Below are 21,837 nucleotides of genomic sequence, written 5' to 3'. Positions count from 1 at the left end.
ATATACTAAAAAAACACATCATTACCTATATCATCGTTTGCAGTAACAAAGGTCCCAAATAAAAATCAATACAATGTGGACCAAGCCTTTTTTGATAAAAGATGTTTTTTATTACAATTGCTTTTTCCTAAGCACTAGCTCCATAAGCAAGTTCCTTTTTAATCTTTTCGTATTCTTGATTCCATAAGTAAAATTAAAAAAGAGGTAAAACCATTATATTTTCTATAAGGGTCTACCTCGTCTATTAATGTCCCAATATCACCCCTATTTTTGGTTTCACCTGGGACAATATTAAATTACTATTATGGTATTAACATAATTTTAATGGCTTCTGGATTCTCTTCCGTAGCCTCAAAAGCTTCCTTCCAGTCCTTTAGAGGATAGGTGTGTGAAATTAAACCATCGGTCTTAATGGCACCAGATTGAATACCACTTATAACGGATGGGAAGGTTAACGCTGATAGATGGGAACCAATTATATTAAGCTCTTTTCCATCTCCAATGATATTCCAGTCAACGGTAACCTCGTCAGCAAAAACACCCATTTGTACATATCTTCCTAAATTCCTCAATGAATCTAAGCCCTGTTTTACACTTTTAGGACTCCCCGATGCCTCGACATAAACGTCGCATCCTAATCCGTCGGTTAATTTCATGATTTCTTCAACTACATCGCATTCCATAGGATTAAGAACAACATCTGCTCCAAAATCCTTTCCCATAGCTAAGCGTTTAGGCTTTACATCAAGACCAATAATCATTTTAGGTAGGTTTAATTTAGCCATGTTCACCATAGAGAGTCCGATGGCTCCCAGCCCTGCTATGACAACAACATCACTATGTTGAATATTAGCTTTCTCGATAGCATGCATACCACAAGCAATCGGTTCTATTAAAACGGCTTGTTCGGGTGTAAACTCCTTTGGAATTTTGTGATTGATACAATTTTTGTCCAATTTTACATATTCGGCAAATCCACCCTGAGCGTATTGTTTAAATCCAAAAACAGCGGATCTGGTACACATCCAATACTTACCTTCTTTACAAAACTTACATTCATTACATGGTACAATTTGTTCCGTAGTAATGTCATCACCTATCTCAAATCCTGTAACACCTTCACCCATAGCGACGATCTGACCATAGAATTCATGACCACCTACACAAGGTGCTTCAATGTAACGATTCTCTTCACTCGTACCCCAAATGCGAATCCCACCATGATACGATTTCACATCGCCAGCGCAAATACCACAGCCTTTTACCTTTATTAATATCTCCCCATCACCAATTTCAGGAATAGGTACATCTTCGTAGCGATAATCATAGGGGGCGTATGTCACTAACCCCTTCATTGTTTTAGCCACTTATCTTCACCTCGCTGTAAGTTTTTTCTTATTTGTAAATACGCTTGTAGTATTCCTCTGCATTGGATGCATCGATCACTTCAATTGGCATATAGACAGTTTCTTCCACATCTTCACCAGTCAATAATCCAGTGGCTATGTCAATTAATTGTTGACCATGTGCCTTTCCGCCGCCTAGACTCACAGAAGATTTTTGTGGTTCTCCATTAATTATATTTAAAATTTCTTGTTCAGTTGCATCAATACCAAATAGACCAATAGAATCATAATCTGTAATACCTGACGCCTTAATACCTTCGTTTCCACCAACACTTCCGCCACCACCGATACTAGCCATAGCTTTTAAGTTAGGATGTGCTTGTAAGAAGTTCTCAGCATTGGTTAATCCATCTTCAGCAGTTAGAGCAGAAGCCGTAGCCACTAATTTCGTATTTTTTGTATTTTCTTCAACACCAGCAATAATACCATTCGCTCTTTCAATGATCTCAGGGAATTCGGGTAAATCCATTAATGCCCATTCAACCACTTCTTCATCACCATAGTTTTCGTTAATCCATTCAGCTGCTCTTTTTCCAGCTGCATAACCTGTATTATATGGGTCAACGAGATATTGAGCGTCAAAATTTTTGATAACCTGTGTATAAGATACAACTTTGATTCCAGCCTCTTGAGCCTTTTTTGTTACATCTTCAATAGCATTTGATTCAACGGCACAAATAATGATGGCATCCATCCCATTTTGAATAAAGTTCTCAATCTGTGTTACTTGTTTTGTGGCATCACTTTGCGCATCAACATAGGTAACATTCATGTTTTTACCCTTTGCATAGGACTTAGCCTCTTGTACTAACTCAGCCCATACAGGATTACTTAAATCAGAAAAAGTAATACCTACATTAAATTTTCCATCACCTGCATTTGCAACATTCTTTTCCTTTGAATTACAACCTGTCATAAGTGCAACCATTATAGTTAACACTGACAATAAACTAAATACCTTCTTTTTCATTATGATCCCCCTTAAAATTTCTTTGCTCTATAAGTTAGGATTAAGTTATCCTCTAACTTCACATTTAAGTCTCTTAAAAATCTTTTCCTAAGCAGCATTGATTGCTTTTGTTCTTTTAATTTTTTCACTCTTTTGTCGTGACATAGTGTCGTAGATTACCGCAGTTAACAAAATAATCCCTTTAATAACCAACTGAACGTATGCGCTAACATTAAGAAGCAGCAAGCCATTATCCAACACCCCAACAATTAAAACACCAATCATCGCTCCAAAGATCGTTCCTTTACCGCCACTTGCACTAACGCCGCCAAGTACGCAAGCTGTAAGAACACTAAACTCAAAACCTGCCCCAGTAGCAGATTGTGCTGAATTCAGACGTGAAAGTAATAATATGGCGCCAATAGAGGTAAAAAGCCCACATAAACTATAGACTAATATTCTAACTTTTCCCGTATTAACACCCGAAAGTTTTGCTGCCTCCTCGTTGCTGCCTATGGCGTAAAAATAGCGTCCGTAGTAAGTCTTATTTAATATAAAGGCTCCGATGAACATAATTACTACTAAAAACAATAGGGGAACGGGAATGACTGAAAAAATACTGCCTTGCCCCAAGAAAGTGAATTCTTTAGGGAAACCGAAGATTGGTAACCCCTTTGAAATTAAGTAACTAATTCCATTTAATATAATCATCATTGATAAGGTAACGATAATAGGTGCAACACCTGTCTTTGTAATAATCATGCCGTTTACGAAACCAATAAATGTTCCTATTGCCATGACTACGACCATTGCTAACATCCAATTCACATCAAGCTGGGCCATCAAATAGGCTGCAATAATATTAATCAAGGATACTTGATACCCTACTGATAGATCGATACCTCCTGTGATGAGAACAAAGGTGAACCCAACGGCACATATTCCTAGCGTAGCAACCTGTTTTGTAATATTGAACATATTATTGACCATAAAGAACTGTGGTGAAAGAATACTAAATATGAGAATTAACGCCAGTAGTACTAGAAGTAGCGCTGTCTCTTGCGATTTTATGGTCAAATTTTTCTTTATCATTTATTTCACTCCCCGCAGAATACAATAGGATTTGTTCCTGACTTATATTGTTATTCTCTAAAATACCAGTAACTCTTCCCTGACTTAAAATCACAATGCGATCGGACATCCCTAATAGCTCTTCCATATCCGATGAAATCATAATGATGGTTTTTCCTTTCTCAACAAGTTCCACCATAATATTATAAATTTCCTCTTTAGCACCTACGTCAATACCTCTTGTAGGTTCGTCAAAAATCAAAACATCTGGATCCATGGCAAGCCATTTAGCAAGAACTACCTTTTGTTGATTACCACCACTTAAATTTTTGACCTTTTGACTAATAGTGGGAGCCTTAATTCTTAGAGCTTTCATAAAAGTATTAGTTAATTCTTTTTCCTTTTTCTTATCAACCACCTTTGCCCTTGAAATATTCCTTAAACTTGGCAAAGATGAGTTTTCTTTAATAGACATCTCAAGAATGAGTCCATGTCTTTTACGATCTTCAGGAACAAGAGCTATCCTCTCGTTAATTGCCTCTATACTGTTTTTTGGTCGAATACTCTTGCCATTAAGGATTATTTCACCAGCAGTCACCTTTTCACAACCAAAAATAAGTTGTGCAAGTTCTGTACGTCCAGCCCCAATGAGACCGGCAAGGCCTAGTATTTCACCTTTTTTAACGTCAAAGGAAACATCCTTAACACCATTACCCGAGAGATTATTAACCGATAGAATCGTTTCTCCCAATTTCTGTGTCCTTTTTGGATAGGTTTCACTAAGTTCTCTTCCTACCATCAATTTAATTAACTCTGCTTTACTTGTTTCAGATGTCTTCCGTGTTGCAATATATTGACCGTCTCTTAAGACGGAGACTCGGTCCGATAATCGAAAAATCTCTTCCATCCGGTGAGAGATATAAATAATGGTCACCCCGTCAGCCTTTAATGTTTCTACTATTTTAATCATTGCCTCCACTTCGGAGGATGTTAAAGGAGCCGATGGTTCGTCCATAATAAGAATCTTAGCATCCTTGGAAATAGCCTTAGCAATTTCAACAATTTGCTGATAGCCTGTGGTTAAATCCGCCACCTTTGTACTAGGGTCAATATCTACGTTTAATCGCTTAAACAGCTCCCTAGATTTCTCTTCCATGGTCTTGCGATCAAGGACTAGACCATTCATTAAATATTCCCCTAAGAATATATTTTCCGAAGCACTTAGCACAGGGATCAACGTAAATTCTTGGTAGATAACAGCAATACCGTTTTCTCTGGATAGTGTCGGTGTCATATGACTAAAACTCTTGCCATTAATTTCAATGGTTCCACTGGTTGGTTCGATAGCCCCAGAAATAGTCTTAATCATCGTTGATTTACCAGCACCATTTTCCCCAAGGATGGCGTGTACTTCCCCCTGCTTAAAATCTATATTTAGATCACTTAAAGCCACAACCCCTGGGTACTGTTTACAAATGTGATCTAATTTCAAAATAATATTGTCTTTCATAGAATCCTCCTTTCTGCCATAAAATTAATAAACTATCATTCCGTTTCATCAATCATTAATAATAATCCATACTGCTAAATCCTTTATTTTGTTAGGATTGCAACCGATTACATCTATATTGACTATTCTATTTGATAAAATTAATAAATCCAATTGACCAAATTTATAATTATGTGGAAATTTTTAATATCTTCACAGAATTGCTATTTGACTATAAAATTTGATCACCCTATAATAAGATGAAAAATCGTCAGGGGTCGGTGAACTTAAATTGTATAAGGTACTAATTGCAGATGATGAGATATATGTTTCAATTCTCATAGAAAAGTTAGTCGATTGGAATAAGTTAGATATGAAAATCGTCGGAACTGCGGAGAATGGTATTTCGGCCTTGGAAAAAGTAAAGGAATTACAGCCGGATATTGTTATAGTTGACGTGAGGATGCCTGGTTATGATGGGATTACCTTAATGCAAAAAGTCCGTGAAATGAACAACAAGGTCAAATTCATTGTTATTAGTGGCCATAAGAAATTTGAGTATGCGAAAAGTGCTTTGCAATATAACGTTGAGGATTATATGTTAAAGCCTATTAACAAGAAAGAATTAGAAACCATCTTGTTTAAAATAAAAACAAAGCTAGATGGCGAAAAAGAAAACGCTATCAGTCTCCGAAAAATGGACAGGCAACTCGGTGTTAGTAAAAGTAAAGTTCGTTCCTTTTTAATAAACCAGTTTCTTCTAAAAGAAATTGACTTAGATAATGCATCCCTGACAGCCATTAACAAGGACTACTTTACCCAGTTAGAAGAAGGTTCTTTTACCTATTTTATTGTGAACCTCGATAGTTCAGAAAAGCAACTTAACAAGGATTTTAATGAAGAAATGCTGATTAAGCTATCCACCATCTTTTATCAATCTACAAGTTTAGTATGCTTTGATGTTATCAGTCATTTTCATACTAATGCCATTGTCTTCCTTGCGAATTATTCAAAGAATAATTATAAGGCATTAATGGAATCCATAGAGAAAGCTTTCAAGGATTCTTCTATGATTATTGCTAAGTTCGAACAGCTCTTTATTACTGTAGGTATTGGAAGCCAACAATCTTCATTATCAGGCAGCTATAACAGCTATGGCGATGCAAAGCACTGTATTGACAGCCGTATAGCTCTAGGTATTGGGCAGATCATTACCTCCAATCAAGTCAAAATTGATGAAAAGGTCATCGAAAAATTAGTTACAGAACAAACAGAATTAAAATTAGTAGAGGCCATCAAGTCCTTTAATCCGAGGAATATACGTCCTCTTATTTATGATATTTTATTAAAAGCAGGTAACTATCATAAAGACCATACGTTAATCTATACAACTATCGTATATACAATTAGCAGACTATTTTACAAGCACATCCATCAATTTGAACTGTATAAATCCACTTATGATGTGTTTATTGAAGAATATCACTTTGATGAGATACTTAATTATTGCACGAATACAAAAGATATAGCTCGCGCTTTAACAGATCGAATAGAAGGTTTTATCGAAAAATATACGAAAGAAAATGAAACTGAATTAGTCCCAGCTATTCGCATTGCAAAAAGCTATATTATGGAAAATTACCAACAAGAGATTTCATTAGACATCATCTCTAATATCGTCAATCTTAGTTCAGTCTACTTTAGTATTCTATTTAAAAAAGAGGTTGGCATCAATTTCTTAGACTACTTGAATCGATACCGCATAGAAGCCGCAAAGGAAATGCTAAAGGACGTAAAATACAACATTAATGACGTAGCCACCCTATCAGGCTTCCAAGACTCAAGATATTTTTCAAAGAAGTTTAAAAAACAAATGGGCGTTACTCCTTCTGAATACCGTAAACGCACCATTAAATATTCATAAAGAAAAGTATAGGAACTAGACTATGACTAACAAAACCTTGAAACATATTATTATCATGTTAAAACTCAACAAAACCAGTACATTAATTATTATCTGTTTAAATTTTTTATTGCCTATCCTAGCCATTCTGTTTGTATATTCAATAAAACAGTATATCAATCCCGTCCACTACGAAACGACTCAACTCATCGTGTTGTTTCTTTTTCTAGTGTGCCTATTTTTGCTTAACATCATATTTATCGTTAAGCCTATTGCCCGATTAGAACAAGTATCTAAAGAATACGGCGGTCCTATTAATAACAAAGGTTCAAATGACGATGTAGATGCAATGGATTCAGATTCAGACTCAGCCTTAGAGATGAGGTTTAAAGCTTTGTTAAATGCACAAAAAAAGAATATCGAAGATGAATATAAATCAGAAATGCTGCGCCATGAAACCAAGCTCATAGCTCTTCAGAGTCAAATTAATCCGCATTTTCTCTATAATACATTGGACTCCATTCGAGGATTGGCATTAATCCACGAAGTTGACGAGATTGCTAATATGACAGAAGCACTCTCCAGCCTATTTAGGAACATGATTTCCAAGGAAGGGAAAATGATCCCGCTCTATGAAGAATTAGAGAACGTTAATAATTATATGGTGATCCAACAATTTCGTTTCAATAATAAATTCGAATTTAAGATGGCTATTGATGATCATATTCTTCATCATTGTAATGTCCCTAATTTAATCATACAACCACTAGTTGAAAATGCTATTATGCACGGACTGGAAAAAAGCATGAATAAAGGAATTATTAAAATTACCGCCTATACAACAGAAAAACGTCTAGTCATAGTTGTGACGGATAACGGTATTGGTATCCCAGAAGATCAGTTAACACTCATCAATAATAAGTTAATGGAAAAGGGAAAGGGATTAAAAAATCAAAGTAAAGAACATACCGGAATTGCCCTTGTTAATATAAATCAAAGAATTAAACTTCAATTTGGCAATGATTATGGTCTAAATATTATGAGTACACCCGATGTTCGTACTACGGTTGAGGCTGTGTTACCAAATATACTTGTAGATTGAGGGTAAAAAATGAAGGATGATCGATCATGCAAAAAGAAATATTAAGAATGGAGAATATCGTCACCTATTCTGGCAATAAGATACTTCTTAATAATGCTAATATTAATTTATTTGAAGGAGAAGTTGTCGGATTAATTGGTGTTAACAATTCAGGAAAGAGTGTATTAATTGGTGGAATAACAGGCTTGCTCCCTTTTGATCAAGGTCGCTCTTTTTTCCAAGAAAATAAAGTGCAATTACAATCCATGAAACAGTCAAGAGATTTAGGGATTTTTCCTATTCAACGTAAATCTTCATTAATTAACAGCTTTACTGTGGCTGAAAATTTATATATGACACCAATTAAAAGCAAAATAATTATTAATAAAGAGGATATAAATAAAAAAACAAAGGATGTTCTTAACCTTTTGGACATCCGTGTTGATATGAATGAATTAGTGGGTAATCTTTCCGATGAAAATAGACTCTTCATAGAAATCTGCAGGGCTATTGTGAATGATGCAACACTCATTATTTTGGACAATGTTCTTGATGGGCTTTCAGATAGTGCCCTCTTAAAGCTTGATGAAATTTTTCAATTGCTAAAATCAATTCATGTAGGAATTATTTTAGTTGACACAAAATTACGCTATTTAAAGCCGTATTGTCAACGACTCTTTGTCATGCGGGATGGTTCTACCGTCGGTGTTTTAGACCAAGAGGAGCTTAATGATAATCTCGTTATTTCCTTGATGATCGGGTATCCAGTGGAAGATGGTGATCAACTATTAAACAATGAGCGGAAACCTAATGAGGGTGTTCTACTCTCCCTAAAAAATATTTACCTAAAGCATACCCTTGATAATTTAAGCTTCGACATCTATCAAAATGAAATCCTAGGAATCTTTAATGTAGATAGTAGCTCAGGTGATGCCATAAGTGAAGTCATCTATGGCTTATCTAAAATAGATAAAGGTGAATTTCTCTATAAAGACAAGCCTGTTTGTTTTAAACACACACAGGATGCCATCCAAGCTGGTATTGCCTTCGTTCCTGAACAAGATCATCTTTTTACGAACCTTTCCCTTGAAGAAAATATCCTCTTTGCCTCCCTGCAATTTAAGAGTAGTCTTTTCGGGAAATTAAATAATTCAGAGTTAAAGTATACAGCGGGCGAACTGATCTCTCTTTTTCTTAAGGGCTACATCAATCCCTATGTACCGCAACCGGAAATCCCAATGAACCGACTCATACAAAGAAAAATCACCTTTAGTCGAGCTGTCGCTACAAATCCAGAACTACTAATCTGTATGAATCCAGCACAAACGATTGATATTACATCAAAAACGGCTGTTTATGAAGATATCCTTACCTTAAAAAAATTAGGAATAACTGTACTAGTCATCTCATCCGACCTAAGGGAGTTACTTTCTGTTTGTGAACGTATTCTTATTGTTAATCAAGGCAAAGTACGTGAAGATATCATCGTTGATGACCGTACGAATAGCAAGCTAATTAATAAGTATGGAAGCTATTTAAGGCAGTTTTAAGGTGAATAGTTATCTATTTATTGTATTTTTTTAACTTGACTATCTCTCAGCGTTATGTAACCTTACTAAATTAAAAATCTATTGACATTAAATACATCGTTCACTATCATTGTGAATAGTTGAAAAATTCAGACCCTCTGCACCATATACATAAAATAAACAATATTGTATGAGAGGCCCGTAAGCTATGGCTAGAGGGTGAAAAAACTTAAGGATGAGGATGATATTAATAGTGAAAATGACAATGAAAAAGAGTGCTCTTTCAATCGTAAGTGCTGCATTCATTCTAGCTGCATGCGGCAGTAACTCCGCTTCACCGGAACCAAAACCTGTTGATGAAGATAAGCAATATACGATTGGCGTTACACAACTTATGGAGCATCCCGCACTTAATCTGGCGCACGAAGGCTTTCAGAAGGCAATAGAGGAATCTGGGTTGAACGTGACGTATGACGTTCAAAATGCTCAAGGTGATAACAGCGCCAATGACACAATCGCTACTAACTTTGTTGGAGCAAATGTTGATCTTATTTTCGCTAATTCAACACCGAGCGCTCAGGCAGCATTAAGCAAAACCACTGATATTCCAATTGTTTTTACATCAGTCGTCGATCCAGTAGGTGCTGGATTGGTAACTTCTATGGAGGAACCCGGTGGTAACGTAACTGGAACGAGTCACCATCATCCTGATTCAATTGCCAAAACGCTCGCATTCATGAAGGATGAATTAGGCGCTAAAACAATCGGTACAGTCTACAACACAGGAGAGCAAAATTCACGTGCCCAAATTGATAAAATCAAAAAGCAAATGGATGAACTTGGCTTGGTGCTGAAAGAAGCTTCTGCCTCCACAACGGCTGAAGTGAAACAAGCAACTGAATCCATTGTAGATCAAGTCGATGTGCTTTATATCGTCACAGATAATACAGTTGTAACGGCATTCGAATCAGTCGTATCCGTCGCAAACGATAATAAAATACCGTTAATAGCTGCCGACATTGATTCACTTGAACGTGGTGCTTTCGCTGCATTTGGTGTCGACTTTTTTGAAGTTGGCCACGAAGCTGGCGAAATGGCAGTTAAGATCTTAACTGGCGAAAGCAAACCATCTGAAATAGCTGCTCAACCACCAAAAAACCTTAAATTCGTCATTAATAAAAAGATAGCAGATACGATTGGGATTGAAATAAAACCTGAATGGAATGCAGAGTTGCTTGATTGATTAGAGGAAGCTTTTTTGGGGATTTTAAATGAAGCATTGATGTTTATAATTAAGAACCCTGCGCAGAGGGTTCTTTTTTTGCCGAAAATGTCAACCATAACCAAGTGTGCTTGTACTAGCACACTTGATCATCACATATTTATAAGCCATGGTCCTGCTGATGATGCTTCTATTAAAAACTTTTAGTACTCTATGGTCGTTATAGGCGTACTCTTACGCCCCATTCAAATTCCCTTTCATTTTCTTCCCTCTTGACACACTTAGATTTGCTACTTCCACAATGACTTCCTTTTGGAATCTTTTTTAAGCATCCCGTAAATCATTTTCTCTATTCACTTTTGTATCCTAACAAAAAACCACCTTCCTAATACAAATTATATTGTATCCATGTTGAACCAAACCACTTCAGTTCAACAAGAAAAGCTCCCCCCTAAAAGCAGCTTCTTGTTTAACTAGCAGCACCCGTTCAACAAAGAAAACTTAATTAGGAAGGTCATTATGAGTTCTTTGTTTGTATTGCATGATTGCTCTTCTTTTCCTTCACGGATTTTTACTATTTTAGTAACAATTTGCATTTTTTCTTTTTTCTGATATGTTAAAGAAGAATTATTTTTGTTCGGTGTAAAGGATAGTATGAATTTCAACTTTTCATCTTGATGATACTTTGGGCGAGGATAGTAATACAATGTGTGGTAACGCACTGGGGGCAACAAAAATGGAACAAGGTACAGTTAAATGGTTTAATGCAGAAAAAGGTTTTGGCTTTATCGAACGTGAAAATGGAGACGATGTATTCGTACACTTCTCTGCAATACAAAGTGACGACTTCAAATCTTTAGACGAAGGTCAAAAAGTAACATTTGACGTTGAGCAAGGTGCTCGTGGAGCTCAAGCAGCTAACGTTCAAAAAATTGCTTAATCATAAATCGTTTATACAAACAGGCTCTTTATATAGGGCCTGTTTTTTTATGATTTTCTATAATACTCAATAAAAAACCCTACTCAACGTTCGAGTAGGGAGATGGTACAGGTAATGGTAAAAGATTTAAAGCTTCAAAGGCTTGTTTACAGTATAACATACTGGATTAACAATATGCGAAATCAGTTATTTATTTTTCTTTTTGAAATGAAAAAAACGCCAACTTTTATTTAATAGAAATCGGCTCTCTTCGTTTATTCGCTATACGCTTAGCGTGAGGGTTTTGGCATTTGGCACGCGTCACATTTTCGTTGGTGATTATTTTTAAATTTCGTAAATGTTTTTTCAAAATTGCTGCCACATGCACATTGAAATAGTAACTTTTGAGAAAAACCGTGATATTCCGTCGTTAGCAACTTACTTTCCGAATTTTTCTCAACAAATTCTTTAATTTTATCGATTGTCCATCGTTTATTCATTCTCCTACACCTCCATCGCTGATTATAAACAAGTTAGGTATTTTCAATCAAAGGCAAAGTTCTGATTTATTTTACTATCCTTATTAATCCTGATTAAACCACAGTCGATCTTTGTCATCAACATCACCATTATAATTGATTAGAATTTCATCTCCCGCCTTTATATCTGTAAAAGCATAGAAGTCAAATGTGTGATTTCTAAAATTAATCTTATATTTTGCATTAGGTTCATAAGAATGGTTAAACAACATACCATATCCAAGAAGAATCGCAGAATGATTTATCCCATACTCAAAAGCGTAATCAGCGAGTATGGTGTGCTCAATGTATTGATGCTGGTCGTTTGGATAAGAAATTACAGGTGCTTCATGTAAAAGCTCCCCTTTTTTGATATCACATGTAGCAAATACCCCTCTATTGAATTCTCCATCACTTAGCGGAGATGTTTTTATCTCAACCATGTTGTTCGCCTACCCACTTTTAAGATATTCTGTCTAACTGTAACATTCATTTGTACATTAAGCTCTTTTTATTTAAATAGGAGACTCTCCAATAGTATCATGTACTTGCTATCTACTTTCCATGATCTTTTATAAAAAATGACTTACCCTTTGGGTGAGTCAAGTTCTTGGTATGATAACTGATATTTACCACCTTCAGCAACTTCTGAATGGTATAAAGCTTTAAGAGCAAAGTCTTTCTCAAGGTCGTGTTCTTGCATCAACTCTTTTAATCGTAATTGTAATTCTTTATTTTCTTTGATTAGCTTTTTCATTTGTGATTTTGTATACTTCATAAATATTTGAACTCCTTTATTATTCCTTCGTAGCTACGGACACTCTCAACAACTTCCCTTTAATTGTTTTGTTCCTCATCCTTGTCAGCACGATCGGACCTTTACCGTTTAATATTTCAACGTACGTACCAGTATCTAGTATTGTAATGATACCGATGTCCTCGGCTGTAACACCGTTAAGTTTAGCAATCGTACCAACAAAATCTACTGCTCTAAGCTTTTTTTTCTTACCACCATTAAAATACAGTTTCATAATATGTTTGTTAAGTTGTTCACTTTTAGCTTTTTTTATCATTGGTTTCGCATCCATTTTTGCATCAAAAGCGATTTTCTTACTTTCAACCTCTTTTTTAGATGGAGCGGTCATGGCTGGGATCTTAAAACCAATATAATCCTCCAATTCAGTTAAAAACCTATCTTCAAATGGGGTAACAAGCGTGATAGCTTTTCCTTTTTGACCTGCCCTTCCCGTTCTTCCCGTGCGATGAACATAACTCTCTTTCTCTAATGGGAGGTCATAGTTAATGACATGTGTAATATTATCAATATCAATTCCTCTAGCGGCTACATCAGTAGCAACTAGGTAGCGGAATTTGCCCCTTCTGAAATCTTTCATTACATCAAGTCGATCATCCTGTACCATGCCACCGTGAATTTTATCACAGTTATAACCTGACTCCAATAATTGCTTACATACAGTATCTACTCGATCTTTTGTCCGACAAAAAATGATGCAGCTATCTGGATTTTCAACAATCGTTATATCTTGCAGCAGAGAAAATTTATCATCTTCAGCTACTTGAAGTAGAGAATGATCAATTTTGTCTGTCGTGAGACCAGTCGCTTTAATCTCAATATCAATAGGTGTTTTCATATATTTAAGCGATAAATCTTTTACCGCCGCAGGTAAAGTAGCTGAGAATAACATTGTCACTCGATTTCGAGGTAATTTTGTAATAATAGCTTCAACTTGTTCAATAAATCCCATGTTTAACATTTCGTCGGCTTCATCAATAACAAGATAGCGAATCTGGTCTAAGACCAATGTATCTCTTTTCATATGATCTAACACTCGTCCCGGAGTACCTACTACTACATGTGTTTTTTGCTTTAATTCTGTTTTTTGAATGGCAAAAGGTTGTTTCCCAAAGACCGCAGTTGCTTTTATTCGTTTAAATCTGCCTATATTTATGATATCCTCTTTCACTTGAACAGCAAGCTCTCTCGTCGGTGTTAAAATTAACGCTTGAGGTTTGTTTTCCTTCCAATCAATCAATTCACAAATGGGAATCCCAAACGATGCCGTCTTTCCACTCCCTGTTTGTGATTTCACAACAAGATCTTTTTTCTCTAATACATGAGGTATAGCTTTACTCTGTACTTCTGTTGGCGTTCTATATTCTAAGCTATGAAGCGCGTGTGTGATTTCATCACTTAAGGAATAATCTTTAAAACTGTTTTTCAACATCATATACCCTCTTTTATTTTTGATTTGCTTTATTATTTCCGAGAAGATTATTACCATACAAACTACCTGGATTATGGATGATCTGCAAAAATTGTAAGAATGATTTCTCTAAAGTGAAAGACATTAAAAATAAAGCCTATCAACTGATAGGGGTAAACACTCTTCGTCATTCCAACTTTTACATTTGCGAATGAGCTTAGAATCTTGTATATACTTTTAAATCGCCATGTTGGCAGTTATCACATCGGCCACTCTTTATATCGGGATTCCTTAAAATTATAAATAATTCTTAAATCATATTCTTTATTAAGCACATAAAAAAAACCCTACATGTAGGGTTTTTTTCTAGCCGTTATTAAGCTTTTTGAACGTTTGTAGCTTGTAGGCCACGTTGTCCTTGTTCTATTTCAAAAGTTACATTTTGACCTTCGTCTAAAGATTTGAAACCTTCACTTTGGATTGCTGAGAAATGTACGAATACGTCCTCTCCTGTTTCACGCTCGATGAATCCAAAACCTTTTTCTGCATTAAACCACTTAACTTTACCTTGTTCCATAATTGTTGCCTCCTAGTGCGGATATCCACACAATATGTTACTATCCTTGCTCAAATACCTTAGACGAAAAACAAAATCTATTCTCAATCTGAAATAGAACAAAAATAATTCTTTCTTAGAATAACAGATATATGATGAAATAGCAAATTTCTAATGAAGATAATAAAATCTACTTTGAAACATAAAGATAGGTTTTTGAAGAGGTAATGATTGCCTCTTTTTCCGAAATAGTTGCTTTACGGTAATTTGCTTTAACGTTTAATAGTTTCAAATAGGATGAAACGGTCAATAGCGAAATATTAAACAAAGTTAGCCATTTTTATTTTCGAGGTAAAAGTTGGACATATTATCCGTAGGAGGTGATTAGGTGGCTGACAAAAAGAAAAATTCCAACCACATAGAAAGTAACAGTAAATTAGATAGATCCAAAAACGACCGACATAATGATAATGCTAAGGCAGCAGCGGCTCTTGAACCAGAAATCCCCAGAATTAATACAGATAATCTTTAACAGTAAGTTTATTGTTCAAACGTAAGCTGATTTTCTTGTAGACGAAAAGCGGAGATAGAATAACCAATAATTCACTTCTCTTCTGAAAAGTCAGTGGCAAGAAACGAAAAAAGAACCAGTAAAAAGAGCAAGTGCATGCATTTCGCCCCCAGTTTATAACTGACCCTTTAGCTCGAGTCTACCTACATTTCATTTCAAGGAAAGGAGGGATTGCAAATGCCTGTGAAAAAGTGGTTAACAGGATTGGTCGTTTTGATTGCGATGACTGTAGTTGTGTCAACTCCAGGCTTAATCGCCGTATTTGCCGAATCCGGCACCGTAACACAGCCTATGCAGACGGTGAACTCGGTTGAGGTCGAGTTGAACGATGATTACTTTAATCCGAATGTCATTACTATTCCTAATGGAAGAACAACAACTTTGATATTAAAAAACAAAGGTAATACAGAGCACTCCTTCACAGTAGAAAAGCTCGGAATTGACGTCGAAATTCAGCCGGGAATAGAAAAAACCATTGCCTTGAAACCCAAAAAGCCCGGTACATATGAATTGATATGCCGATACCACGCAAACAAAGGAATGGTTGGAAAAGTAATCGTCAAATAACGAGCAAGGCCCAATTCGGGTCTTGCTTTTTTAATGGCCATGGTAATTTGCTTATAAAAAAACTCCGACTGCATTACCACCAAATACATTTTTGAAAAGGAAGCAATTAAAAAGGGACGGTACTTCTCGCACCTTTTCAAATCCACCCAAAACTCCTATCAATATATCAACGTAAAAATATAATACAATGCCGCAACTTCAAGGTGATGCAATTCTTCGGTGTTTACTTCTAAGACCAAGTAATACAGAGCAATATGAGACGAAAACGTTGAAAGAAGAACCTAACATCCTTATTGTTTCTAATCGTTGGACAACCTCTCTCTCCACTCAACCTACATTAAAGGAAATTGCTCACCTTCCTTTTATTATGCTAGGTGCGATGGAAGGTTACTCCTTTCATGGAGATCTATTAAAAGCCTTTGAAAAACATGGGGTCAAACCCAATATTATTATCGAATGCAAAGACATCCCACTCCTTGTTGCACTTGTCAATCGAGGATTAGGCATCCCTATTATCCCAAGAATGAACTACAAATCCCTATTTGTTGAACATTTAAAGATATACGAATTCAGTCAGTTTGATTTTAACGTAGAACCCGTGCTGATGAAATTAAAAGATGCACCCATTTCAAAAGCAGCAACAAAGTTTTGGGAAATGGTGAAATAACTCGTAACAAAGAAAATCCCAATGGCCCGATGATGCTGGGAAATTGGGATTTTATTTTGTGATTTCTTATCTTGTACATTCACAATTTCTTGACGCTCCCACTAATAGCAATGGGTATCATAATAGATATAATTTTTGAAGGCTTTAAACACAATATATCCAAAATAGTCTTCCTTTCCGCATTGTCTTAATATTACTTCGAGCAATGTTAATGATCAATACTTCGCCCCAGCACGTGCGTCACTAAGACTCCGGAAAGTTCTTTTATTTTAAAAATATCAATAGGTTTTTCTATCATACAAAGGAAACGCATTTGTCCGTGGCAAAAATAGCTTTATCATAGTTCAAATTCGATAGGGGCTATAACAAAATTCCCTTTCATATCATAGCCTGATTATATTTTCAAATGGAAAATAAATCAGCAGATTAAAGTACCGCTGCTTTTGTGGGGGTTATTCCTTACCGCTTCCCTAGCAAGCCCTTCAGATTGCCTGTGCTTTTTAATTACTTTTTACTTCACGCTTTAAGCTGTAAATTAATGTTTTATGATAGTAAACGGAACCCGGAAGCTTTTTACAGGTTCTTGTACAATACAACAGTGTTTATTCACTCAGAAAATACTTTATTTTTAATCTAGGATAAATTCACCTTGCTCCACTTCCGTGTTTTTCACTGTTGAAAAACCAATAACTTCATCCTCAAATGCTTCCGTCATAAACCCGCTAGGCGATAAATATTGTCTTCTCGTAACCAAGACTCTACTTTTCCCTGTTGCTTCTTTTTCGAATGATAAATCATGTAAAGATGGAAACTTCATCGAAATCTCGGCTTTCATTAATTCAGGAGGAGCCACAACAATTAATTGATAATTCAACGCTTCGGTAATTGCGAAAATCGGGTCTACCACACTAGCGGAAATAGCATTAGCAAACGGGTTGTCCATATAAAAAAATTGCCAGTCCTTATCAGCTACTTTCCGTTTATGAGACATCATCATCAGGAACATAATTGTCCGTCCTGCGACCCTCTGTCCACCGCTTCCTGCTGGATTGGTTATTGACCCTTCATTTAGCACTTCCCAATCTACGTAATATTCGGGTCTTGGGGAGTCGTACATAAAAACATTGTCCTTATCGAGATAATAAATATCAAATAATGGATATTGGTTCCCTAATGCGGTATACACAATATCGGCGATGTAAATGATTTGATTAATTTCCCGAATGGTCATTGACCCCACCGGTATGTTCATTTGAGTAGCCTTTTTAATGGCTTCATCGAAGTACCGCTCCAATGCAACCTGATAATCATCTGCTTTGGTGGATAGTTTGCGTTTGTTTTGGATTTTCACCAGTGGGAAGGTAAATCCGCCACGATTTTTGACCTCCATGGACTCTGCCATTTCTATAATGGCTTTAACGATATTAGACGAAAACTGAGCAGCATACCTCACCCATCGTTCCCTAGCCTCTACGCCTTTTTTCTTATCTTCTTCCATTACTTCTAGTTCATATTTGGACAATGCCTGAATTCCTTCTATCGTTTCCACGGTGGAAGGGAGATTGGCTACTTCCATCGCGTTATATTGTTCAAGAAGATTTTGTTTGGTTTTTTCATCCCAGTTGGATACTTTAATGTCTTCTAGGCTCTTTCTTTTGATACGATTTAACGCATTAAACGCCTCGGTTCGTCTTCTTTTTCTTTTTTCAAATTCTTGGCTCCATTCTTCCACCACTTGGTTGATGGTTTCGATTAACTCATCGATGTTTTCCTTGATGGAAAACACCAACATAGGAGGGGCCCCAATTTGAACAGCAATCGTCGGTCTTCCCTTTTCTAACGTGTTCTTCATAGTTTGAAGTTCTTTCAGTGCCTTGTCTTGGGCACTCAATTCCACTTGAATCCGGCTCGATTCTTCAGCAATTTCTTTTCCCTTTACTTCTAAATCAACGTTCTCCCAGTCATCGACGGAACATTTGTGGTTTTGTCGGATATCTTCTATCAGCCCGTTTACTTGCTCTTCAATTCTTTCCGCCACCGCTGTCAGAGATTCGAGCGTTTTTTCTGCACTTTGCAACCTCTTCGCCGCGTGCTTGGCGTTTGTAACTACTCTTTCTTTCTGTTGTTTTAAGAAGTCAAGCGGTTCAACCGGCTCCGAAAGCGATAATCCCTCTAGATCGCATTTCAATAACTCTTCTTTAGCATCTTGCAAGAGACCGATATTGACCTTATTCATTCCTTTTAACTCGGCAATTTTAGTAGATTTTTGTTCTAATGTATAAGTTAACTCCTCATGCTGAGCCACGTTCCCCATGATACTGTCGAACAAAAAATCCGGCAGGATAGGTGTAGGGATTTCTTCCGTTCCCACCTCAACCCTTACCTCTTTTGGAAACACTGCATTCGGGATAATTTTAGCAATGCGTTCCACTTTTTGAAACATACTCGCTTTCCAGTCAGCATAATAATCTTGCCACTTTTTCAACTCTTCATCTATATTAGTTGCTTGTTGCATGAGCGCTTCTAGCTTCAATTGTTTTTGTGTTAGTTCCGTTGAAAGAGTGGACTGAAGGGTTACATCCCCATGATGTTGATGAAGACGCTCAATGAAAATTTCTAATTCACTCCAGTCCTTTTCCTTTTCATTTAAGGTCAGTCCTGCGTTTTTCTGTTTTGTTTTGTTCTCTTCAATTTTCTTTTTGAGTTCGGTTTGTTTCGCCCTTTTTGCGGTTAGCTCCTTTTCACATTGTTCGTAGCTTTCATTCAACCGGATAAGTTCCTGCGCGAGAAAGTCCGCACTGTCTGTTTGCGGGAAACGTTGCACATCTTGAATCAAAACTTGGATTTCTTCTATTTCTTGAGCAACTTTTTGAATTTCATCTTCCAACTTTACCTTTTCCTCTAGAGAGGCTTGTAGGAATTCTTTCCATTTTTCTGGTTGTTCTACAAACTCATCTGCCTGGTTCCAAAAAAGAAAGCTGGTATCGGATAACTGGTCGAGTTGTCTCGCTTCTACAAGATTCACTGGACTTTGCAATAGTTCGTCGTTGAATTGGAGTTTTTGCCTTAAATCTTGCAAATTTTGGGTTTGAACGATAATGCTGTATTTAAGACTAGGAAACTGGCGATTATAATGTTCTCTCTCCTCTTCCTTTAACTCCATAAGAAATTCGGAACCCGTCTGATGATAGACATTGTAGTGAGCCAGCTTTTCACTAATTCTTTGAATATCGGTATTAAAAAGGAAACGGTCCGCATCTGATATTTGGAGTTGTTGCTCCAGCTTTAAAAGCTCCACCGTCAATTCCCTCTCTCGTTTCCCCCTTTTTTCACGCAAATCTTGAAGAGCTGGAAAAACTGAATATAGCCAGTCATAGGTGGCTTCGCACTCTTCCAGAGTCAGTTTTAAGAGCCTTGAAGTTTGATTCATCCACTCAAATTGTTTTCGTTGTTGTTGAGGAATTCGCCCTTTTACTTCTCCTCGCTGTGTCTCAATCGTGCTTTTCTCGTTATTTAACGTCCAAACTTCTTCGGCAAGTTTCCCTTGCTCCGCTAGTAAGGAAAGCTCCTCCTGTTCGGCTTTCCTTTGCAATGATTGAGTTTCTTCTATTTCTGTTTGGAGTAACGCTTTTGCCTGTTCTGGTTTGACATGAACCGAGTAACCAAATTTCTGCTTCATTTTTTCGAGTAAAGTTCCAAACTCTTCGATTCGATTCGTCACAGACGAAAGCTGCACATCTAACCTTCCTATAGCAGTAGCTAATTCTCGATTTTCCTGAACGAGCTTAGTGGCTTCCTTTTTCTTTTGTTGGGTAAACCCTTGATACTGCGCTTGAACCTTTTGCAATTCCTCTTCGACCTCTGCCCATCGGTTTTCAAGGGGCTGTTTGATGGCTCGTTCCTTTGTTGATATTTCTATCATTTCCGTCGATTTTTCTATACGCTTAATGTCAGCCTCAATCGTTTGATACTTTTTCTCTTCTTCTCGGTATTTCTTAACCAGTAGCTTCTTCTCTGCTTCCAGTCGCTTTTTATAGGCCTTTTCCTTATCAAAAGCAGCATCTTTTTGGTCTAAACTTGCTTGTTCCTGTTCTTCTTGCTTCTCTCTTAACTCTCGTACCGCTTTCACATATTTTAAATTATCCTTTTCCCATCCGTTTTCATCCCGCTGCTTTTCCAATTCCGCCCCCCAGTTATTAAGTTCCTCCGCTTGATTTTCTAACTCTTGCAGTTTCTTGTCTATATTTCCTAAGATATTTTCACCAGTTCGTTTATGCTCTATTATTTGCTTTTCGGCAAATTCATAGTTTTTGATGGGACCGTCAAAAAGCGAGACCATTTCTAATATCTCATAATGATATTTTTCTCGCGCTAGCAAATGCGGTAAATTATTGGCAATCGTAGCACTATCTTTAAATTGTTGGCTAAGTTGCGATTGGATATTAATCCCGTTGACGATTTCATTTCTTTCCACTATCGAAGGAATTAATAGATGCCGGAAAAAGGTTTCATTCTTCGTGGCTTTTTTTTGCTCAAAATAAGGACCAATTCCTGCTTCATACCGGTTGATTTTCTTTAGCTCTGCCCAATCACTTTCAAAGACACCGTGGGTACGGCATTCTTTGAAGAAATTTCCTTTCCCACTCGGCGCATAAGAAAACATTCCCTTTTGCTCTTTGACATGAGTTTCAAATGTAAAAAAGTCCATTACCGTTTTGTTTTCCTTATCCCATACAGGTAATTGTTGAATCGCATATTCGTTTTTAACATACTTTTTCCCGAATAATCGATACCTAATTCGATACTCTGGTTTTGGGTCTGTGATTTCCTCTGCGGTCATCGCAATCCCTGTCATGAGGCGGCGAGTATAAGAAATCCACCATTCAATCATAATGTAAAACGTATAAGGGACAAATTTGTTCCCTTTCATAAAGTAATGCAAAGAGGTATTTTCATCGTTGTTTCCCCAGGCGGTTTCCGGTAAAAAGATTTGGTTAATCGCTTGAATTAGCGCACCCTTTCCATTCCCGTTTGGGAAAGTAATGGCTCCATTACTTGGAATCCCCGCTTCGGTTAAAAAATGGAAGGTTAAATCATCATAATAATTATTTTGTTTAGCGTAATGCAAGTTAACCACTCGAATCTCGGCTATGGCTGCCATCTC

General features: G+C 36.7%; 19 protein-coding genes. 8 read left to right on the top strand and 11 right to left on the bottom strand.

All coding sequences use genetic code 11. The features are described from left to right. Nucleotides 1–302: 302 nt before the first annotated feature. The 4 genes from KHA95_RS08390 to KHA95_RS08375 all read right to left on the bottom strand — a co-directional run bounded on the left by KHA95_RS08390 (nt 303) and on the right by KHA95_RS08375 (nt 4,936). Nucleotides 303–1,367: an alcohol dehydrogenase catalytic domain-containing protein gene (locus KHA95_RS08390; RefSeq protein ID WP_349305450.1), complete on the bottom strand. Its 1,065-nt coding sequence runs from the start codon at nt 1,365–1,367 to the stop codon at nt 303–305. 28 nt (nt 1,368–1,395) lie between these two features. Further along, on the bottom strand, nt 1,396–2,376 hold the full coding sequence (locus tag KHA95_RS08385; protein WP_213137059.1) for a sugar ABC transporter substrate-binding protein: 981 nt from the start codon (nt 2,374–2,376) through the stop codon (nt 1,396–1,398). Nucleotides 2,377–2,463: 87 nt separating this feature from the next. Then, the gene (locus KHA95_RS08380; protein WP_213137058.1) at nt 2,464–3,447 is read right to left on the bottom strand and encodes an ABC transporter permease; all 984 of its coding nucleotides are present in this window, start codon (nt 3,445–3,447) and stop codon (nt 2,464–2,466) included. Continuing rightward, a complete protein-coding gene (locus KHA95_RS08375) occupies nt 3,368–4,936 on the bottom strand; it encodes a sugar ABC transporter ATP-binding protein (RefSeq protein ID WP_213137057.1) in 1,569 nt (522 codons plus the stop codon). Before KHA95_RS08375 ends, KHA95_RS08380 begins: the two co-directional genes overlap by 80 nt. A 271-nt stretch (nt 4,937–5,207) precedes the next feature. On the opposite strand from KHA95_RS08375, the gene KHA95_RS08370 reads away from it, so the two are divergent. The 5 genes from KHA95_RS08370 (at nt 5,208) to cspC (ending at nt 11,590) form a co-directional block, all read left to right on the top strand. Continuing rightward, a complete protein-coding gene (locus KHA95_RS08370) occupies nt 5,208–6,839 on the top strand; it encodes a response regulator transcription factor (protein WP_213137056.1) in 1,632 nt (543 codons plus the stop codon). Between the two features lie 22 nt (nt 6,840–6,861). Next, nucleotides 6,862–7,920 carry a sensor histidine kinase gene (locus KHA95_RS08365; protein ID WP_213137055.1) on the top strand — a complete coding sequence of 353 codons (1,059 nt, stop codon included), beginning with the start codon at nt 6,862–6,864 and terminating at the stop codon, nt 7,918–7,920. A 26-nt stretch (nt 7,921–7,946) separates the two neighbouring features. Then, on the top strand, nt 7,947–9,449 hold the full coding sequence (locus KHA95_RS08360; RefSeq protein ID WP_213137054.1) for an ATP-binding cassette domain-containing protein: 1,503 nt from the start codon (nt 7,947–7,949) through the stop codon (nt 9,447–9,449). 232 nt (nt 9,450–9,681) lie between these two features. Beyond that, nucleotides 9,682–10,671: an ABC transporter substrate-binding protein gene (locus KHA95_RS08355; RefSeq protein ID WP_481748422.1), complete on the top strand. Its 990-nt coding sequence runs from the start codon at nt 9,682–9,684 to the stop codon at nt 10,669–10,671. A gap of 715 nt (nt 10,672–11,386) precedes the next feature. Next, a complete protein-coding gene (gene cspC, locus KHA95_RS08350) occupies nt 11,387–11,590 on the top strand; it encodes a cold shock protein CspC (RefSeq protein ID WP_213137053.1) in 204 nt (67 codons plus the stop codon). Between the two features lie 269 nt (nt 11,591–11,859). On the opposite strand, the gene KHA95_RS08345 is transcribed toward cspC, so the two are convergent. From KHA95_RS08345 to KHA95_RS08325, 6 genes are all read right to left on the bottom strand, one after another. Next, complete coding sequence (locus KHA95_RS08345) at nt 11,860–12,069, bottom strand: hypothetical protein (protein WP_213137052.1); 210 nt, start codon at nt 12,067–12,069, stop codon at nt 11,860–11,862. Nucleotides 12,070–12,152: 83 nt separating this feature from the next. Then, nucleotides 12,153–12,530, bottom strand: coding sequence for an SET domain-containing protein (locus KHA95_RS08340; RefSeq protein WP_213137051.1), 378 nt, complete (start codon nt 12,528–12,530; stop codon nt 12,153–12,155). A gap of 143 nt (nt 12,531–12,673) precedes the next feature. Then, nucleotides 12,674–12,865 (bottom strand): hypothetical protein, encoded by a 192-nt coding sequence (locus KHA95_RS08335; RefSeq protein WP_213137050.1) that lies wholly within the window; start codon nt 12,863–12,865, stop codon nt 12,674–12,676. A 19-nt stretch (nt 12,866–12,884) separates the two neighbouring features. Continuing rightward, entirely contained in the window at nt 12,885–14,333 is a 1,449-nt protein-coding gene (locus KHA95_RS08330; RefSeq protein ID WP_213137049.1) for a DEAD/DEAH box helicase, read from the bottom strand. 196 nt (nt 14,334–14,529) lie between these two features. Further along, nucleotides 14,530–14,610 (bottom strand): DUF8096 family protein, encoded by an 81-nt coding sequence (locus tag KHA95_RS23345; RefSeq protein WP_481748430.1) that lies wholly within the window; start codon nt 14,608–14,610, stop codon nt 14,530–14,532. Nucleotides 14,611–14,688: 78 nt separating this feature from the next. Further along, a complete protein-coding gene (locus tag KHA95_RS08325) occupies nt 14,689–14,889 on the bottom strand; it encodes a cold-shock protein (RefSeq protein ID WP_213137048.1) in 201 nt (66 codons plus the stop codon). Nucleotides 14,890–15,256: 367 nt separating this feature from the next. Between KHA95_RS08325 and KHA95_RS08320 the strand changes: the two genes are divergently transcribed. The 3 genes from KHA95_RS08320 (at nt 15,257) to KHA95_RS08310 (ending at nt 16,673) form a co-directional block, all read left to right on the top strand. Next, on the top strand, nt 15,257–15,400 hold the full coding sequence (locus KHA95_RS08320; protein WP_213137047.1) for a hypothetical protein: 144 nt from the start codon (nt 15,257–15,259) through the stop codon (nt 15,398–15,400). Between the two features lie 216 nt (nt 15,401–15,616). Next, nucleotides 15,617–16,006 (top strand): cupredoxin domain-containing protein, encoded by a 390-nt coding sequence (locus tag KHA95_RS08315; RefSeq protein ID WP_213137046.1) that lies wholly within the window; start codon nt 15,617–15,619, stop codon nt 16,004–16,006. A gap of 187 nt (nt 16,007–16,193) precedes the next feature. Next, nucleotides 16,194–16,673, top strand: a complete 480-nt coding sequence (locus KHA95_RS08310) for a LysR family transcriptional regulator substrate-binding protein (RefSeq protein WP_213137045.1) — start codon at nt 16,194–16,196, stop codon at nt 16,671–16,673. A 628-nt stretch (nt 16,674–17,301) separates the two neighbouring features. On the opposite strand, the gene KHA95_RS08305 is transcribed toward KHA95_RS08310, so the two are convergent. Next, nucleotides 17,302–21,834: a coiled-coil domain-containing protein gene (locus tag KHA95_RS08305; protein ID WP_213137044.1), complete on the bottom strand. Its 4,533-nt coding sequence runs from the start codon at nt 21,832–21,834 to the stop codon at nt 17,302–17,304. Nucleotides 21,835–21,837: the final 3 nt, after the last annotated feature.

The sequence above is a fragment of the Bacillus sp. FJAT-50079 genome, from assembly GCF_018343515.1.
Taxonomy (GTDB): Bacteria; Bacillota; Bacilli; order Bacillales; family Bacillaceae_C; genus Lederbergia.
This window is presented reverse-complemented; position numbering and strand designations above follow the sequence as displayed.

Coding starts and splice junctions, on each gene's coding strand:
- KHA95_RS08305 (WP_213137044.1), bottom strand. CDS start 21,834: ATGGCAGCCATAGCCGAGATTCGAGTGGTTAACTTGCATTACGCTAAA.
- KHA95_RS08325 (WP_213137048.1), bottom strand. CDS start 14,889: ATGGAACAAGGTAAAGTTAAGTGGTTTAATGCAGAAAAAGGTTTTGGA.
- KHA95_RS08330 (WP_213137049.1), bottom strand. CDS start 14,333: ATGTTGAAAAACAGTTTTAAAGATTATTCCTTAAGTGATGAAATCACA.
- KHA95_RS08345 (WP_213137052.1), bottom strand. CDS start 12,069: ATGAATAAACGATGGACAATCGATAAAATTAAAGAATTTGTTGAGAAA.
- KHA95_RS08335 (WP_213137050.1), bottom strand. CDS start 12,865: ATGAAGTATACAAAATCACAAATGAAAAAGCTAATCAAAGAAAATAAA.
- KHA95_RS08365 (WP_213137055.1), top strand. CDS start 6,862: ATGACTAACAAAACCTTGAAACATATTATTATCATGTTAAAACTCAAC.
- KHA95_RS08340 (WP_213137051.1), bottom strand. CDS start 12,530: ATGGTTGAGATAAAAACATCTCCGCTAAGTGATGGAGAATTCAATAGA.
- KHA95_RS08385 (WP_213137059.1), bottom strand. CDS start 2,376: ATGAAAAAGAAGGTATTTAGTTTATTGTCAGTGTTAACTATAATGGTT.
- KHA95_RS08310 (WP_213137045.1), top strand. CDS start 16,194: ATGCCGCAACTTCAAGGTGATGCAATTCTTCGGTGTTTACTTCTAAGA.
- cspC (WP_213137053.1), top strand. CDS start 11,387: ATGGAACAAGGTACAGTTAAATGGTTTAATGCAGAAAAAGGTTTTGGC.
- KHA95_RS08315 (WP_213137046.1), top strand. CDS start 15,617: ATGCCTGTGAAAAAGTGGTTAACAGGATTGGTCGTTTTGATTGCGATG.
- KHA95_RS08380 (WP_213137058.1), bottom strand. CDS start 3,447: ATGATAAAGAAAAATTTGACCATAAAATCGCAAGAGACAGCGCTACTT.
- KHA95_RS08360 (WP_213137054.1), top strand. CDS start 7,947: ATGCAAAAAGAAATATTAAGAATGGAGAATATCGTCACCTATTCTGGC.
- KHA95_RS08375 (WP_213137057.1), bottom strand. CDS start 4,936: ATGAAAGACAATATTATTTTGAAATTAGATCACATTTGTAAACAGTAC.